The 14,362-nt window shown below is 38.4% G+C and carries 11 protein-coding genes and 1 tRNA gene; all 12 read right to left on the reverse strand.

Annotated features, from left to right (window positions below):
• Positions 1 to 69 precede the first annotated feature (69 nt).
• The 12 genes from pepF to mnmG all read right to left on the reverse strand — a co-directional run bounded on the left by pepF (position 70) and on the right by mnmG (position 14,359).
• Complete coding sequence (gene pepF, locus G610_RS0108875; RefSeq protein WP_026524493.1) at positions 70 to 1,869, reverse strand: oligoendopeptidase F; 1,800 nt, start codon at positions 1,867 to 1,869, stop codon at positions 70 to 72.
• A gap of 38 nt (positions 1,870 to 1,907) precedes the next feature.
• Complete coding sequence (locus G610_RS0108880; RefSeq protein ID WP_026524494.1) at positions 1,908 to 3,293, reverse strand: MBOAT family O-acyltransferase; 1,386 nt, start codon at positions 3,291 to 3,293, stop codon at positions 1,908 to 1,910.
• Positions 3,290 to 4,336, reverse strand: coding sequence for a hypothetical protein (locus G610_RS0108885; RefSeq protein WP_026524495.1), 1,047 nt, complete (start codon positions 4,334 to 4,336; stop codon positions 3,290 to 3,292). The genes G610_RS0108880 and G610_RS0108885 overlap by 4 nt, the downstream gene beginning before the upstream one ends.
• A 69-nt stretch (positions 4,337 to 4,405) precedes the next feature.
• A tRNA-Arg gene (locus G610_RS0108890) sits at positions 4,406 to 4,479 on the reverse strand.
• 73 nt (positions 4,480 to 4,552) lie between these two features.
• The gene (locus G610_RS0108895; RefSeq protein WP_026524496.1) at positions 4,553 to 6,784 is read right to left on the reverse strand and encodes a hypothetical protein; all 2,232 of its coding nucleotides are present in this window, start codon (positions 6,782 to 6,784) and stop codon (positions 4,553 to 4,555) included.
• A 123-nt stretch (positions 6,785 to 6,907) separates the two neighbouring features.
• Positions 6,908 to 7,792: a DUF3881 family protein gene (locus tag G610_RS0108900; protein WP_026524497.1), complete on the reverse strand. Its 885-nt coding sequence runs from the start codon at positions 7,790 to 7,792 to the stop codon at positions 6,908 to 6,910.
• Positions 7,793 to 7,836: 44 nt separating this feature from the next.
• On the reverse strand, positions 7,837 to 9,123 hold the full coding sequence (gene serS, locus G610_RS0108905) for a serine--tRNA ligase (RefSeq protein WP_026524498.1): 1,287 nt from the start codon (positions 9,121 to 9,123) through the stop codon (positions 7,837 to 7,839).
• A gap of 46 nt (positions 9,124 to 9,169) precedes the next feature.
• The gene (locus G610_RS0108910) at positions 9,170 to 9,679 is read right to left on the reverse strand and encodes a DUF4446 family protein (RefSeq protein ID WP_026524499.1); all 510 of its coding nucleotides are present in this window, start codon (positions 9,677 to 9,679) and stop codon (positions 9,170 to 9,172) included.
• Between the two features lie 20 nt (positions 9,680 to 9,699).
• Positions 9,700 to 10,596, reverse strand: coding sequence for a ParB/RepB/Spo0J family partition protein (locus G610_RS0108915; RefSeq protein WP_026524500.1), 897 nt, complete (start codon positions 10,594 to 10,596; stop codon positions 9,700 to 9,702).
• A gap of 60 nt (positions 10,597 to 10,656) precedes the next feature.
• On the reverse strand, positions 10,657 to 11,421 hold the full coding sequence (locus G610_RS0108920) for a ParA family protein (RefSeq protein ID WP_026524501.1): 765 nt from the start codon (positions 11,419 to 11,421) through the stop codon (positions 10,657 to 10,659).
• 216 nt (positions 11,422 to 11,637) lie between these two features.
• Positions 11,638 to 12,372 (reverse strand): 16S rRNA (guanine(527)-N(7))-methyltransferase RsmG, encoded by a 735-nt coding sequence (rsmG, locus tag G610_RS0108925; protein ID WP_035797303.1) that lies wholly within the window; start codon positions 12,370 to 12,372, stop codon positions 11,638 to 11,640.
• A gap of 64 nt (positions 12,373 to 12,436) precedes the next feature.
• A complete protein-coding gene (gene mnmG, locus G610_RS0108930) occupies positions 12,437 to 14,359 on the reverse strand; it encodes a tRNA uridine-5-carboxymethylaminomethyl(34) synthesis enzyme MnmG (protein ID WP_026524503.1) in 1,923 nt (640 codons plus the stop codon).
• Between the last annotated feature and the right edge of the window lie 3 nt (positions 14,360 to 14,362).

The raw sequence follows: 14,362 nt of genomic DNA on the forward strand, positions 1-14,362 counted from the left end.
TTTGATCTGTAAAAGTTTACGCTATAAAAAATCGCTCATCACCCGTAACCGGATGATGAGCGTTTCATTTTATTTATAGAGTTCTTCCATTTCTTTGAGTGCTTCGCCGAATACTTCAAGTGCATCATCGATGGGCTTAGAAGTAGTAAGATCAACTCCAGCAATCTTAAGAAGACTAACCGGATCGTCTGTGCAGCCGCTCTTTAAGAAGTTCTTATACTGCTCTACTGCGCTCTCGCCCTCTTTGAGGATGCGGCTTGCAATAGCAACTGAAGCAGCAAAGCTTGTAGCGTACTGATAAACATAGAAGTTGTAATAGAAGTGAGGTATTCTGCACCACTCCCATGCAATCTGAGGATCTGAAACCATATCCTCGCCAAAGTACTGCTTATTAAGCTCATAGTATACATTTGAAAGTGACTCTGCTGTCAGAGGCTCGCCCTTCTCAGCCATTTCATTGGTCTTTCTCTCGAATTCCTCAAACATGGTCTGACGATACATTGTACCCTTGAAGCTTTCAAGGAAATGATTGATAATGTATGCCTTCTCTTCCTTGGACTTTGCATTGTCCTTCAGGTAGTGATAAAGAAGAACCTCGTTAGTTGTGGATGCAACCTCAGCAACGAAGATCTTGTAATCTGCGTTAAAGATGCTCTGTGCATGGTCTGAATACCAGGTGTGCATTGAGTGTCCCATCTCATGTACGAGTGTAAATACATCTTCTAAAGTGCTGTTGTAGTTAAGAAGCATATAGGGATGTACGCCATAAGCGCCGCTACTGTAAGCACCGCTTCTCTTTCCTTCGTTCTCAACCACATCGATCCAGCGATCTTCATAAGCTTTTTTCACAATTGAAAGATACTCTTCACCAAGAGGTGCAAGAGCCTTCAAGGAAATCTCCTTAGCTGTCTCGTAATCAACCTCCATGTTGAAGTCCTTGATCATTGAAACATATACGTCATACATGTGAAGTTCATCAACGCCAAGTAGCTTTTTCCTAAGGGACACGTAGCGATGCATCTTATCAAATCCTTTGTGGATTGACTCGATAAGCATATCGCAAACCTTAGGATCAACATTATTTCCATCAACTGCTGCTTCAAAGTTGGAGTTATATTTTCTTGCCTTTGAATTGAAGATTCTGGCCTTTACTTCACCGTCATAGAGGGCAGCCCAGGTGTTCTTGAACTCCTCATATCTACCATAGAATGCTTCGAATGCTCTTTTTCTAAGCTCCCTGTCCTTGGACATCTGAACAGGAACGAATCTTCCGTTTGAAAGAACAACTTCTTTTCCTTCTGAATCCTCTACACTGGGGAATTTAAGGTCTGCATCTGAGAGCATGTTAAAGCCTGTGTAGGGAGTGTTTGCCATCTCGCCTGTTGATGCAAGGAGCTGCTCCATCTCTTTACTTAAGATGTGGTCCTTAAGTCTTCTCATCTCTTTGATCTTAATCTCATACTGCTTAAGTGAAGGCTCTTCGCTGTAGAAGGCTTCAAGCTTCTCATCTGAAAGCCCAAGGATTTCAGGCTCAACAAATGATGTCTTCTCGCTTACAGCCACAAGAGCAGATGTGGATTTCTGGTTCATTCCGTTATATTTGGAATTAGCTGTATCCTCATCATGTCTCATGTGTGCATAGGCATGGAATCTGCTCTCTAAAAGCTCGATCTGCTCATAGAGATTTAATGCTTCAAATAAAGCCTTTGCACTCTCAGTGAGCTTTCCGCTGTATTTTGCAAGCTCTCCTGAAAGCTCTATTGCTTTATCAACTTCCTTCTGCCAGTCTGCTTCGTTCTCGTAAATATCCTCAAGTCGCCATGTAAGCTCTGCTGCAACTTCGGATCTCTTTGGTAATCTGTCCTGCATATTGTTTTCCTCCATTTAAAGTTTTTATTTCCCCCGATTTAGAACTGGAAGTATACGAATGGATTCTCACCTGTGTAGGCAAGAGTCAGTATAAGTCCAAGCTCAATAAAGAACAATGTCATTCCCTTAACTGTACTAAGGTCAAGTATAGGATAAAATCCGCTTACAGGGCGGTTTTCTTTTTTCGCTTTTCTGTCTGCAATAATCGATGCAATAATGAGTACAGCAAATCCTATAAAGGACCAGGCAAAGGGCTGGTTTATACCCTTCTGGAAGGTAACGATCCTCTTTATTATAAGAATTGCATCTGAGAATTTTTCTGATCTGAAAAATATAAATGAAAGTGAGTTAAACAAAAAGGCATCTACTATATTAAGCGCCCTCACAACCTCATTTTCACTTTTCCTTGGAACAAACTTATCAACGCAAAGCATGATTCCGTGAAGTCCGCCCCAAAAAACATATTTCCAAGCAGCACCATGCCACAATCCACCGACAAGCATAGTCAGGAAAAGATTAAGGCATTGTCTGTACAGTCCTTTTCTGTTTCCGCCAAGGGGGATGTAAACATATTCCTTAAGCCATGTGGAGAGGCTTATGTGCCATCTTCTCCAAAGCTCTGAAATGGATCTGGACATATAGGGTATGTTGAAGTTCCTGCTAAAGTCATATCCAAGGCACTTTGCACAGCCTATAGCCATGTCTGAATATCCGGAAAAATCAAAGTAAATCTGAACGGTATATGTAATGGTAGCAAAAAACAGTGAAAATGCACTGAAAGCTGCAGGCTTTGAATAAACATCATCAACAAATACGGACATGTGATCCGCAAGGACTATTTTCTTGAAAAGTCCAAAAGCAAAAACCTGAAATCCCCACTGAAGATTTTGCCAGTTGACGCATCTCTTTTCACGGAGCTGTGGCAAAAACTCGGATGCACGAACAATAGGGCCTGCAACCAGCTGGGGAAAAAAGCTTACATATAAAGCGAGCTTTATAAAGTCCTTTTCAACAGGGATTTTTCCTCTTTTTACATCTATAACATAGCTAAGAGCCTGGAAGGTATAAAATGAAATACCAACAGGCAGGATTATTCTGAGTGTACCAAGGTCCCTTCCTATCATGGCTTCAAAGGTATCCATGAAAAATCCAAGATACTTAAATATTCCAAGAACCGATAATGGTACCAAAATACCTGCCACAAATGCGGGCTTTTTGTCTGTGTGCTGCGCAGAAATATATGACACAACTATCACAAACAAAAGCAGGAAGCAGAAGCGGTAATCCCAATAGCCATAGAAAAAGAAGCTGGCCAAAAGAAGGAATATTTCTTTTACTCTCTGTTTAAAAAAACGCTCTATAAAAGCCGTTCCGGCAAGTACTAAAGAGAAGAATATTAAAAAATCTATTGATGAAAATGTCATTTGTTCTCCTCTATGTATTTATAAAGTTCATCTGCCATCATTTTTTGTCCCTTTTTATTAAGGTGTCCCAAGCCCACGGAGGTATTTGTAAAACCGTAGGCGAGAGTGTTGTTATCATAGTACTCCGAAGCAAATCGCTCTGACATATCGATGTAGCTTATTCCGACTTCATCGCAAAGTCTTTCATACTGAAGGCTGTCATTGTCTGTATTGTCGTATGTAAGGACGCCCTCGTGATCAAGTCTCATTGTGGGATGGAAAATGATTATTATATGAGTTCCATTCTCATCCGCCTTCGCTTTTATCTTGGAAAGCACTTCCCTTAGAAGCTCTTCATTGCAAAGATTATCTTCTTTTTTCTCTTCGATTACTGTTTCTGTGGCAGCGCCTGCTTTTTCAAAAGATATTATTTTATCCTTTATTTCGCTTGGCCCGATTATTTCCTTGAAGCTCTCAAGCTGATAGTACATCTGTCTGAGGAAAGGATTTTTCTGAAGCGCACCTATTATGCCACCTGCGTGGGAGCCTATGGTTTCTACAGTGCCATCAAGCATCTGATTAAGCTCTTCGTATGTGAAGTGAAGATAACCCGTCTCAATTACCACATATTTTGAAGGCTTATATTTGTCCATGGCCGCATCAAAGTTATTAACGCAGGTTGCAAAGTAGTGGCCTGACACGCCTATGTCATAGATTCTAAGATCCGGCAGACTTTCTGACAGCAGCGCTGCAGAAGAATAACCGGTGGGCACATTGGATGCCTCCATCTGAGAAGAACCCATTATGAGAATATCTATATCCTCTCCCTCTACATAATCTGTAGTATCATAGTACCCCTCATTATTGGTCTTGCCATAGGAAAAACCTTCAGTCATCTGTGAATGGAAGGTTTTGGGTTCCCATCTGTAATCAGTGGCACCATCAGGGTCATCATAATGTACCGGTGTATTAGAATAGAAAAAGCAAAAAGCAGTTAATACGCAAAATGCAATTATCATGGATAATAGTATTTTGCCTGCCTTATTAAAAAAATTTGAAATCATTAAAAGACCTCGTTTATCAAATATCTACGTATACAAAACGAGGAAGCCTTTTGGCTTCCTCTCTCTAAACGTTCCCGATGTGATTCGAACACACGACCTTCCGCTTAGGAGGCGGACGCTCTATCCAGCTGAGCTACGAGAACTCACTAAGCGCTATTTATACGCGCTTAGTTATTTTATCACAGCAGTTTTTATTGTTCAACTGTGCTTTTTGCTTTACGCCTTAGGGTTCCCTTTTCGCTTGCAGCAAATGATCAGAATCGCAATTGCTGTTGCAAGGGATATGATCTGAGAAAGTCTCCAGGTAAAGGGCTCGCTAAAGTAAACCTTCACATTTCCGCTAAAGCCTGCGGGAATCTCGACTGCCACGCGTTTTGATTCAGACTCTGTCACTGTAAGTGATTTACCATCGCTCTTTGCCTTATATTTTTTATAGCTCCAAAGAGGGAACTCTGCTGTTATATCCTGTCCGCTCTCATTATTTATTTCAGCAGTGATGGTTGTTGCCTTTCTCTGTGTGATGCTGCCAGACACACCCTCTACTTCAGGAAGTGAAAGCTCTGATTCTCTGTAGGCAAGACTTGCCTGGGCTCCTATAATTCCAAATTCATCAAGACCATCGAAATAGCATTTTCCTGAATCAACTGCAGAAACGGTATGAGCAACTCTAAATACCTCATCATAGTAAGTAAGATCCTGACCTATTGTAAGAATGGTCAGACAAAATGCTATGATAGCAGCAAGCTCCATGCCAAAGGCTTTTCCTTCTTTTACAAGGTTATCCTCCAATGCACCAAGGGAAAGTACTGTAAGCAGCACCACGAGTACACATATCACTCCAAGGAAATGCCATGGAAACTGAAGTATCTCAAGAGCTGAGTACAATTTTTCCGGAAGAAGCCTGTAAACATCATAGTATGGGAACCACTTTGTGCACATTATAAGAAGTACAACTGTGCATAAAAGAAGCTTTACTACCGTATTTTTCAGTTTTCCAAAATAGCCTTTTCCAAGAACTGCTGCGCAGATGAAAAGCGCTACAAGTGATGAAAAGCCAAGTGCTGCCCAGCCTGCCGTATACTGCATGCTATCAGGTTTTGTCATGAAAAGATATTCCGGCTCTGTGGCATTGCCCCAAAGAATATATCCATGCTCACCCATAAGCATCGGCACGTTTATAAGGTAGTCCACAACTGGAAGCATGAAGTGTAATCCAAGAAGAATCGTAAGTCCCAGTGTCTTAAGGAGCTTTATAAATATCTTTTTGGAAAATGTCAGCTTAAAAAATACAAAGCAGATAACCGGAATAACCATCGCCAGTATAAAGGTTGAGTGAACATGGGTCTCGATAGTCATATCGATTCCAACAGCCATCTCAATTATGCCGATATTTCCGGAAAGCTTCTCGTTATCTGTATATATATCCCACATTCCAAGCAGGATAAGTGGCAAAAATGCGTATGCTGCAAGCTCTCCAACAAGGGCACCTGAATAAATGCTGTGAAGATGGAAACCCATAAGTGAGTAAAGTGCAGCACCTGCAACGCCAAGATACTTTTTATTTGTGATGTTTCCAAAGGCTTTGTATGAGATAAGTACTGCAATAACATTCATCATCAGAATGTAGAACTTATATGCAAAAGCCAGTGAAAAACCAAGAACTATGAGTACTGCAGAAGGATAGAGGAACATTGATCCATACCCTACTCCGTCAGCATAGCCATAGCCGTTACACCATAAGGGATGTATTTTTACAGGAAAAATGCCGCTTTTAATTCCATCAGCTATAGCGCAGAATCTGGTGAGATGATAGTTTAAGTCATCTCCAAAATATACACCCTTATGAACAAGAGGATAACTTGAAAGTGCAACTATTCCTAAAAGAAGTGCTGCAATTGTGGCATTTTCCTTAAGCCATTTATCTGTTTTTTCTTTATTGAAAACGAAGGCTGCTATGAGAAGATCAATTATTACAAAAATGAACAGCCAAATGGTGAACTCGTGAAGTATTGTTTTGCCTCTAAGATATTCAATGTGAATATCTCCTACCATTATGTAATCTTCATCTGCAACAACAGGAAAATTTACTCTGAAATTCCCGGATCTGTTGATATACGCAAGATGTCTTCCTGTTTTATTCTCAGTATTATAGATTCCGATAACATCGGATACTACATTATCTGCACCCTTGTTTCCGGAAAAATCATCTACCGATTCAATCTCGGAATAAACATCCTTTTTGGAATCCTCATAAACGTTATTGGTATCGTAGGTGTAGCTGATATCATAGATACCTTTTTCCAGATAAATGTTTTCTGTGGTAATCATCTGGCCGTTATGATAGGAGTGGTCACAATAGGCACCCTTCTCATAACCGTTATCTTTTCCCATATATAACAGAAGATCATCCTGAAGGATGTCCGATGCCATTTGTCTGTTGAATGACATGGTATGTACTCCTAGAAGGATGATTTCTAATAAAATGATCAATGCAAAAAATATGCGTTTTTTATTCATGATAATTTTTGATTTCCCCTGATTTTTTCATGTGCACGATTCGGTAAGCTAATATCAATCCTCTGCGTAATTGACATAGCCCTGCATCCAGATATTCCCCTTAAATCTTCTACCTGGCATTGGCTCTCCGAGAAGATCCTTTCTGTTAATGCAAACATCAAATACAAGCTCGTTACAATTTATTGTCATAACCACAAGTGTCTGACCTGTAAGTCTGTTTGTCTCCTCGTGACAATCCATGATTTCTCCCATGACAGAATACTGATCACTTTCTACTCCGTAGGGCATAAAGTAATTGTCTACAAGAGTGTAGATATCAGTGGTCTTTATCTGCTTAGAAAGTGCACTGTAGGTATCCATATCCTCTATGGACAAGGATTCCATTGCTGACTCATCGCCTTTCCTGGCTTTGTGCATCAGCTTCTCTCTCTCCCTTGTTCTCTTTCTGACAAACTTCTTGTCGCTGTCTGTTTTAGCAATAGGCATTACGACAGTTCCATTTGTGGAAAGAGCTGACATAGTAAGTGTAGTTCCTCGTATGGGGAATTTATTTTCATTCTGCACCTTAATATAAGGAATCATATTTTGCAGATAAAAAATAATGGTAACTCCCACACGAAGATCATCACAGACACCGGCATAGGATTCTCTTGAAGCGTGACGAGAAACTGTGATGTCTTCTTCTGTAGTTATGCCGGTACCTCTGATATATGGATAATAGTAGTCGTACATGAATTTGTCCTGCTCATTAAACTCGCCGCAGACACAAATTCCTATACCATCAGCGAAATCCTTGCAGAATTCTCCGAGCAACTTATCGCCATCCTTGGTAACATAGGATCTTGAATCTGCTTTCTGCACTGTCATTGCTATCAAATTCTGTATGTCTTCTCTGCTTTTTATATTTTCAAAGCCTATTGCCCGTAAATAATTATGCATGGATTTCACCTCCTTTCATTTTTTCTAAAAATACTTCTATAGCTTTATTTTACAGGGATGAGTTTCTCTTTTCCACCCATATAAGGTCTAAGTGCAACAGGAATATTAACTGATCCGTCTTCATTGAGGTTGTTCTCAAGGAATGCGATAAGCATACGAGGCGGAGCAACTACTGTGTTGTTAAGTGTGTGCGCAAGATAGTTTCCATCTTTGCCCTTGATTCTGATCTTAAGTCTTCTTGCCTGAGCATCACCAAGGTTAGAGCAGCTTCCTACTTCGAAGTACTTCTTCTGTCTGGGTGACCATGCTTCAACGTCGCAGGACTTGCACTTAAGATCTGCAAGATCTCCTGAGCAGCACTCAAGTGTACGAACAGGAATATCCATTGAACGGAAAAGATCAACAGTGTTCTGCCAAAGCTTGTCGTACCATACCTTTGACTCTTCAGGCTTACAAACTACGATCATCTCCTGCTTTTCAAACTGATGAATTCTGTAAACACCTCTCTCTTCGATGCCGTGTGCACCCTTCTCCTTACGGAAGCAGGGTGAATAGCTTGTAAGAGTCTGAGGAATATCAGCTTCTTCAATAATCTGCTCTTTGAACTTACCGATCATTGAATGCTCACTTGTACCGATGAGGTAGAGATCCTCACCTTCAATCTTGTACATCATAGCTTCCATCTCAGGGAAACTCATAACACCTTCAACAACATTGCCGTGAATCATGAAAGGAGGAACGCAGTATGTAAATCCTCTGTCGATCATGAAATCTCTTGCATAAGAAATAACTGCAGAGTGAAGTCTTGCGATATCACCCATAAGATAATAGAAGCCATTACCTGCAACTCTTCTTGCTGCTTCAAAATCTATACCGTTGAATCTTTCCATTATATCTGTGTGATAAGGAATTTCGAAATCCGGAACTACAGGATCGCCAAACTTTTCAATCTCAACATTCTCGGAATCATCTTTTCCAATCGGGACACTCTCATCAATGATCTGAGGAATTACCATCATGATCTTAAGAACCTTCTCATCAACAACTTTCTGATTTTCCTCAAGCTCAGAGAGTCTTTTTGCATTAGCTGCAACCTCAGCCTTCTTTGCTTCAGCCTCTTCTTTTTTGCCCTGAGCCATTAAAGCTCCAATCTCTTTAGAAATCTTATTTCTGCTTGCGCGGAGATCATCTGCTTCCTGCTGATTTGCTCTTCTCTCGTTATCAAGTGCAATAACCTCATCTACAAGAGGAAGCTTTTCATCCTGGAACTTCTTCTTAATGTTTTCTTTTACTACTTCAGGATTTTCTCTTAAAAATTTGATATCTATCATTTTTGCATCTCCTTATTATGCTTAATTTTTCTGACATAAATTTGAATTACCTGTAATTCATGGCTTCATCTAAAGCTATCTGTTCTTCTTCACCAAGCTCAAGATCACATTTTCCGTTTTTGATTTCCTTTGAATATGTGTAGTTACCATCTGTGCTGTGAACAGAATTTAATAAGAAACCATTGTTGTCTTCATCAAGAAGTGCAAGTGCATAACTTAGCTTTCCGCCCATCTGATTGAAGGCATCATATTTAATAATACCGATTTTCTGGAAACAGTATGCCAATCTGTTGTAAATATTATTTATGTCTTTTTGATTCTTTTGTGTCGCTTTTTTGATAATCTCATTATCTTCAAAAAGAGCAACTATTTCATCCTCAAGTGAAGCGGCTTCTTTACCCTTCATGAATTTGGATATCTGCACCTTGATACTCTTTATCTTTTTTCCCTGCATTATTATGATGACAAACAGGATTATTATCAAGAGGATATTTGCTATAAGTACATAAGTAATATCCAGGCTGATTCCCATTGAATCTAATAAGTTACTGTTCATTTATTTCCCCTACCCCATTTTTATTTGTAAAGTTTTTCTGCGATTCTCTCTAAATCATCTGTGCTGTAGAACTCTATCTCAATCTTACCGGTTCCTTCTCCCTTGGAAACAATCTCTACCTTTGTTCCAATTGCCTGCTTACATCTCTCTTCAAGTTCTCTGTAAGCTGACTCAACACTTTCATTTTTGAGAACAGATTTTTTCTTCTTTTTATCCGGCTTACCAAGATTCTTAACAAGCTTCTCTGTTTCTCTTACATTAAGCTTTTTATCAAAAACTTCCTCAGCAATCTGAAGCTGCTCTTCCGGATTCTCGATAGATATAAGTGCTCTTGCATGTCCCATGCTAAGCTTCTCATCTATAAGCATCTGTCTTACTTCATCGCAAAGCTTCAAAAGTCTGAGAGAGTTCGTAATAGTAACTCGGCTCTTTGAAACTTTCTCAGCAACAACGTCCTGGGTATACCCAAACTCATCGATGAATCTCTTATATGCAAGAGCTTCTTCAATAGGATTGAGGTCATCTCTCTGGAGGTTATCAATAAGAGCATACTCTGCAATTTCTTCCTCAGTGAGATTCTTTATGATTACAGGAACTTCTTTAAGACCTGCCTTCTTAGCAGCTCTCCATCTTCTCTCTCCTCCGATGATCTCATAGTGATCACCTCTATCCTGAACAATAAGAGGATTTATTATTCCATGCTGTTTGATTGAATCAGAAAGCTCGATGAGTTTATCTTCATCAAAAGTTTTTCTGGGCTGATCTCTGTTAGGTTCAACCTTTGTAATATTTACTGTTGTAACCTGTCCCTCTTCAGGAGTCTCGGAAGTATTTGTCTTTGATGCAGACTTAGGTGCCGGTGCTATAAGAGCATCAAGTCCTTTTCCAAGTCCGCGCTTTGCATTTTTAGGTGGCATAATTCATCTCCTCTATATTTAGTATAATGTTTCACGTGAAACACTAATAGTTGTAATTAATTAAAATTTTCTTCCGATAACTTCATCTGCTAAAAGTCTGTATGCTACAGCACCAGCTGACTTAGTATCATAAAGGTTAATCGGTATTCCATAGCTGGGTGCTTCTGCAAGTCTGATATTTCTGGGAATGATTGTTTTATAAACATTCTCATTGATATGATCTTTTACATTCTCAACAACCTGCAATGAAAGATTTGTTCTGGAATCGTACATGGTAAAGATTACGCCTTCCATCTCAAGATCATTATTCAGTCTGTCCTTTACAAGATTAACTGTACGTACTAACTGACTAAGTCCTTCCAAAGCGTAGTACTCACACTGGATAGGAACAAGAACTGTATTTGCAGTAGTCATTGCATTTATAGTAAGCATACTAAGTGAAGGAGGACAATCGATTATAATAAAATCATAGTTGTCTCTGATTTTCTCAATTGCATTCTTTAAGATATATTCCTTCTCTTCCATATCAATAAGTTCGATCTCAACAGCAGCGAGATCAACATTGGCAGGAATAATATCAAGTCCGTCTACTACATTCTTAATAAGAACATCTTCGACATCGGCCTGTCCTATAAGTAATTCATAAATAGTATTTTCTAATTCATTCTTATCAAGTCCAAAACCACTGGTGGTATTTCCCTGAGGATCTGTATCAATAACCAGAACTTTTTTCCCTTTTTCTGCCAGGGTAGCAGATAGATTAATAGATGTAGTTGTCTTACCAACTCCGCCTTTCTGATTGGCGATTGCAATTGCTCTTCCCATATTGCTATATCTCCCTCTTATTATTAAACTCAATTTTGTATTATATCATAATTATAGAATTATTTTATTGGCAAATTGTTTAAATTATGTACTCAATTTTCTTGTAATTTATGTTTCACAAATAAAAACAACTATATATTGGGTTAAAATGTTTCACGTGAAACAATTACTTGTGAGAAAATATTTTCAAATTGTAATGTTTCACGTGAAACTTTTTTATAAAGGTTTCTTCTGTGGAGTACCTGCTTTTCTTGGATACTTATGTGGAGTGTTTTGTCTCTTCTTGATTATACAGATAATTCTTTTCACATCAGTACCCGGGAGATTGAATTCTTCCACAGAATCAGTCTTACCACCAAGTATAAATATAGCATTGGAAGCTTCATCAATTTCTTCTTTTGCTTTGTCTCCTTTATATGAAATAAAAGCTCCATCAACCTTTATGTATGGAAGGCAATATTCACATAAAGTAGAAAATCTTGCAACTGCTCTTGAAACGCATATATCAAATTTTTCTCTGAGTTCACCGGTCTTATAATCAGAATAATCTTCTGCTCTTCCATGTACAGTAGTTATTGATCCGGCACTATTTAGATCAAGTTCTTTTATCACTTCATCAAGGAAGTTCAATCTCTTTTGAAGTGAATCCAATAAGGTAACATGTAATTCAGGAAAAACAATCTTCAGAACAATTCCAGGAAAGCCGGCACCTGTTCCAACATCAATAAGTGATAGATCCTTTTTAGTAAAATCAAAATACTTGGCTGATGAAATACTATCAGTAAAATGTAATTTACATACTTCATCAAATTCTGTTATGCCGGTAAGATTCATTCTGGTATTCCAATCCACCAACATTTCAAAATATTTATCAAACTGATTAAGTTGTTTTTCTGAAAGACTAATGCCAAAGGATTTAAAGTCTTCTATCATAGTATCAAAACTATGCATTTAAATATCTCCTTAAAAATACAATATATAGTGTTTCACGTGAAACATTATATACAATTAGTAGTTATTCATATTTTGTTCCTCTATTATAGTTTTCAAGATAAACTAATAATACTGAAATGTCAGCAGGATTTACTCCACTTATTCTTGATGCCTGTCCAACATTTACGGGTCTGAACTTTTTAAGATTCTGTCTTGCTTCTAATCTTAGACTAATTACATCATCATAATCTATATCAACCGGAATTATTTTTTTCTCCGTCTTCTTAAATTTGTCGACCTGTCTTTGCTGTCTTTCTATATATCCCTCATACTTGATATTGATTTCAACCTGTTCGATTACATCTAAAGGAAGGTCCGGTCTGTCGGGATCAATATCACTTATGTTCTGATAATTAAGTTCAGGTCTGCAGATAAGTTCAGCAAGAGATACAGCAGTTTTTAATCTCGGTGATTCATGCTTATCCATGAATTCCTGGATAGTTGCATTGGCACCAACCTTTATACTCTTAAGTCTTTCGGTCTCTTCCTGAATCTGTTTTTCTTTTAAGATAAGAGCATTATATTTCTCTTCAGAAATTAGTCCTACCTCATAACCTTTTTTACGAAGTCTTATATCTGCATTATCCTGTCTGAGTAAAAGTCTGTACTCAGCTCTTGAAGTCATCATTCTGTATGGCTCAAGATTATCCTTTGTAACAAGGTCATCAACCAAGACACCAATATAGCCTTCTGATCTGTCTATTGAAAGATAAGGTTTTCCAAGGATTTGCATACAGGCATTTATACTTGCGTATAATCCCTGAGCTGCAGCTTCTTCATAACCACTGCTACCATTAAACTGTCCTGCACTGAAAAGTCCTCTTACTTTTTTTATTTCAAGTGTAGGATGAAGTTCACCAGAACATAAGCAGTCGTATTCAATAGCATACGCATTTTTAACGATCACACAATTTTCAAGTCCGGGAACAGTTCTATACATCTGGAGCTGTACATCTTCAGGCATTGAAGAACTCATTCCATCGACATACATTTCATTTGTATGAGTTCCTTCGGGCTCGATGAAAACCTGATGTCTTATCTTGTCAGGGAACTTTATTACTTTATCCTCAATTGAAGGACAATATCTCGGTCCAATTCCTTCAATTACTCCTGCATATATAGGTGATCTATTTATGTTATTTCGTATAATTTCATGTGTTTTTTCATTTGTATAAGTGAGGTAGCAATTATGCTGTTCCTTCTGGATAGAATCAGGATCCGTATCAAATGAAAAAGGTATTACAGGTGTATCTCCTGTCTGAACTTCCATCTTGGAATAATCGATGGTATTTCCATCCATTCTAGCTGGAGTTCCTGTTTTAAATCTTCTTAAATTTATTCCGGCTTTTATAAGTGAATCTGATAAAAGGTTTGAAGGCTGTAAACCGTTAGGTCCTGTATACTGAATTGATTCACCGCAAAGACATCTGCTTTTAAGATAAGTTCCTATACAAAGAATTACAGACTTACCTAAATATTCAAGACCGGTAACTGTCTTAACACCTTTAATAGTTTTCTCATAGCCTTCTTTTTTAAGTTCATCATCTGATATATCTTCAAAAAGAATTTCTGAAATTTCAGATTGCTTTATTGTAAGATTTTCCTGGTTTTCCAAAATTCTTCTCATGGTCTTGGAATACTCAAGTTTATCTGCCTGGGCACGAAGAGAATGGATAGCAGGTCCTTTAGATTTGTTCAGCATCTTGGATTGAAGAAATGTCTTATCTATATTTTTACCCATTTCTCCGCCAAGAGCGTCAATCTCTCTAACAAGATGTCCCTTTGAAGAACCACCAATGTGAGGATTGCAAGGCATGAATGCAATATTGTCCGCACTTAATGTGAACATTACAGTCTTAAAACCAAGTCTTGCAGCTGCAAGTGCAGCCTCACATCCGGCATGACCTCCACCTATAACAATTACATCTACTATATCAGCTACCATAAA

The organism is Butyrivibrio sp. MB2005, assembly GCF_000424285.1.
Lineage (GTDB): Bacteria > Bacillota > Clostridia > Lachnospirales > Lachnospiraceae > Butyrivibrio.